Origin of the sequence: Legionella massiliensis, assembly GCF_000756815.1 — a bacterium.
GTDB lineage: Bacteria > Pseudomonadota > Gammaproteobacteria > Legionellales > Legionellaceae > Tatlockia > Tatlockia massiliensis.
Genome location: NZ_CCVW01000006.1, coordinates 1 through 3,439, shown reverse-complemented (window position 1 = coordinate 3,439; position 3,439 = coordinate 1). Strand labels below are relative to the sequence as shown.

The following is a 3,439-nucleotide window of genomic DNA, read 5'->3' as shown; positions in this document are numbered from 1 at the left end:
TTGATTTAACCGATGCCTGCCTCGCCCAACAAACCACAGGAAATTGGCAAGAGAGGATATTAGAACTAGTACTAGCAGGCCATCAGCAAGCAGCTTCTCTCATTTATAAGAATAAGTTACAGGATAAATCTGAGGTTAACTGGGAGACCTATTTAGCAACAATAAAAAATACCTTGTCGTCTAATAACAATTCTTCAGCAATCCCTGCACCCTTAACACCGGCGCTAGCAAATAACAATTCACTACCGCCTTCTGCTAATCAAACGTCAAAAACCAAGTCTACTCAGAAAAAGAAAAAAAAGAACGCAAAAATCCAAATGTCTAACAAAGCAAATAGCGATGATAAAGGATTAACTTTAACACAGAATTTGATGAACAATTTTACGGCAAAGGGCCTGAAGGAAACCCTTTCTCTATTAAATTCAAAATCCCCTGATGCTGTGCACTCACTCATAGAACGATGTCTTCATCAGCATAAAGTAAAATTATTTTTTTCTTTCTTAGTGAATGATACTCAACTGCTGCGAATGATACCCTCTGACTTAAGATGGCTAAAAGAATCACAAAACGCAAAAAAACTAAAGCTGATCAAAAAGGCCACGGATGCAATGCTTGAGGGCTTAAAGGCCGACTCAAATACTACCCTTGCTTGTATTGCTACTATTAGAGGAGAACTCCTTCAACTAAAGTTTCTGCACGAATTGGGTGCGGACTTAACTGAGATAGATAGCGAGGGATATACATTTGCCCATCTTGCTGCTTGTGATGGCCATAAAGAGGTCTTAGCGTATCTGCTTAAAAACAAACCTGAACTAGTTAATGCAGAAACCATTGATGGCATTACACCTGCCTATTCTGCAGCAGATAGAGGAAAACTCTCCTCTCTAGAGCTGCTGCATCAATATCGCGCAGATTTAGTTAAAGTAGATGATAATGGCATCACACTTGCCCATGTTGCCGTGAAAAATGGGCATAGGAATGTCTTAGAGTTCCTGCTTAAAAGCAAGCCTGAATTACGTGACAAACAAACCAGTGATGGTGTCACACTTGCTTATTGTGCCGTTGAGACAGGCCAACTCGACATACTAGAACTACTATATAAATTGGGCGCTGATTTAGCTCAGGCAGATATTAATGGTATCACGCCCGCTCATATTGCTGCGCTACGTGGGTATACTGATGTCTTAAAGTTTCTACTTAGCAACAAGCCTGAATTACGTGACAAACAAATGAATAATGGCGTTACACCTGCTTATTGTGCGGCTGATACAGGCAAACTCTCCATACTAAAACTACTAGACGAATTTAGTGCTGATTTAGCTAAGGCAAACGAGAACCTCCTAAGACCTACTCATATTGCTGCTCAAAATAGGCATAGGGATGTCTTAGAGTTTTTGCTTGAAAAAAATCCCGAATCAGTCAACGAACGAACTAGTTATGGTGCCACAGCTGCTTTTATAGCTGCTCAAAATGGGGATGCTGAAGCATTAAGTTTATTAATTTCTTACAAAGCCAATCTTGATTTGACGTACCACGTAACTATAGGGTCGTTCACTAAATTTGGGGAAGGACTTGATTTAACGATTCAAGAAAACATAAATCAACACATAAGCAAACAAGACAACAATACCAATCAAGACAACAATACCCTAGTTGCTTTATCTCCTTTGGATATTGCGCAAATTATGGGATATAAAAAAATCATAGATATTATTAAGAACAATCCTAGCTCTAACCCAGCAAATTCAATGTACACCCTGTTTGGTTCAGTTCAAAAGGAATCTGCTGAAAATCTGGCTCAAGTCTCAAAAGCACCTGAAAAGCTTGCGGGGTTTAAGGGGGGATAAGCTTAGCAGATTAAGCTAATAATGAGAGTTTCTCGTATAAAACTTATTGGATTGAAATGGAGTGGAAGATTGAGATGAGGGGCACTCTCGTCTATCATAATTATTAATTATTCCGATGGATTTACCTTGAACAATAAAAATAAATATAGGCTAAGAACTAAATCACTTTCCTCTCACAGCCTTTGGGGATTAAATACAACTAATTTTTTATTGGCCGGTATGACTATTGTCATCATCCCTTTCTTAGCAGTTTTTCTTAAAGGAAAAAATTGGAATTATGATCAAATCGGGATGAGTATTGCCACTGCATCGCTTGGCCTTTTTTTATTCCAGATTATTGCCGGTGTTATAATCGATCAAGTTAACAATAAACGCTTACTCTTAGCTATCTCGACCCTCCTGCTCGGAGCTGTCTACGCCCTGCTTCCTTTCATTTCTCACTATACCTTAGTAGTGTATCTACTTATTTTTATTTCAGGGATAGCGGGTGCTTTTATTGTCCCTTTGCTTGCTTCCATTGCCCTCTCTTTAGTAGGTCAAGGTAATCTCTCAACTTTAATAGGGATCAATCGAAGTTGGAATCATTTGGGAAATATCGCCGGAATGGCATTGGCTTGGTTTTTGGTGAGACATTATGGCATCAACGCCATTTTTTATTTTATTGGTATTATGTCTTGTCTTTCTGTTATCTCAATTTATACCATTAGCGCAGCAGTTAACGAGGCAGACTTAACTCACAACACAATAACCCCCCCCCCGAGAAAATTAAAAATAATATTAAATGATTTCAATGAGTTATTTAAAAATCATCACATTCGTCTTTTAATTATCTGTGTCACTTTATTTCATATAGCAAATGCCCCCCTCATTCCCCTTCTTAGCTTATATATTAAACATCTTCACGGAAATAATGAAAAAATTGCTGGAATCGTCTTCATTACTCAGCTCACTATGGTGCCAATATCGCTGATAACAGCACGATTTTCTCGTTATCATGAGATTAAAAAAATCCTATCACTTGCTTTTATCTTATTGCCCATCAGAATTTTTCTACTCTGTATTACCACCAATACTAATTGGTTACTAGTTATTCAAATACTGGATGGGATTGGTACAGGCATCTACGGTGTCGCGATCTGTTTACTCTGCGAAAATTTAGCTTTGGGGAAAAAAGTATTTAATACTTTATTATCAACTATGCAAACAGCCCTCGCTTTAGGAGGACTGTTTGGGGTATTTATTCAAGGTTTTCTACTGCAATACTTTGGATTTTTCAATACCTTTCTCTGCTTAGCGCTGATCGCAGTGCTGGCAGCCATTCTCTTTGTTGTAAAGTGGGCAGGATTAGGTGAAACCTTAGCCCCTCAACCCCATTGATCAGTGATAGCTTAGCCCCCACTCCAGTATTGAATTCCCGCGGTCAAGCCGCGGGAATTCGGGATGGGGGTGACCTCTGACATTGATCATTCCATTATGGAATAGTCCATGAATAACATTCATACCTCTTTAAGCATCCCTTAAGCCTCGCCTTTTATATTGCCCTGCAAAAGAACAATCAGAGACTTGCCGTGAAATTATATTATTTACGCGGG

The 3,439-nt window shown here is 38.8% G+C and carries 2 protein-coding genes; both read left to right on the top strand.

Annotated features, from left to right (window positions below; genetic code table 11):
* A partial coding sequence (locus BN1094_RS18600; protein WP_044013025.1) for an ankyrin repeat domain-containing protein occupies positions 1 to 1,847 on the top strand: 1,847 nt, incomplete at its 5' end.
* A 126-nt stretch (positions 1,848 to 1,973) separates the two neighbouring features.
* Positions 1,974 to 3,224 (top strand): MFS transporter, encoded by a 1,251-nt coding sequence (locus tag BN1094_RS18595; RefSeq protein ID WP_044013021.1) that lies wholly within the window; start codon positions 1,974 to 1,976, stop codon positions 3,222 to 3,224.
* Positions 3,225 to 3,439 lie beyond the last annotated feature (215 nt).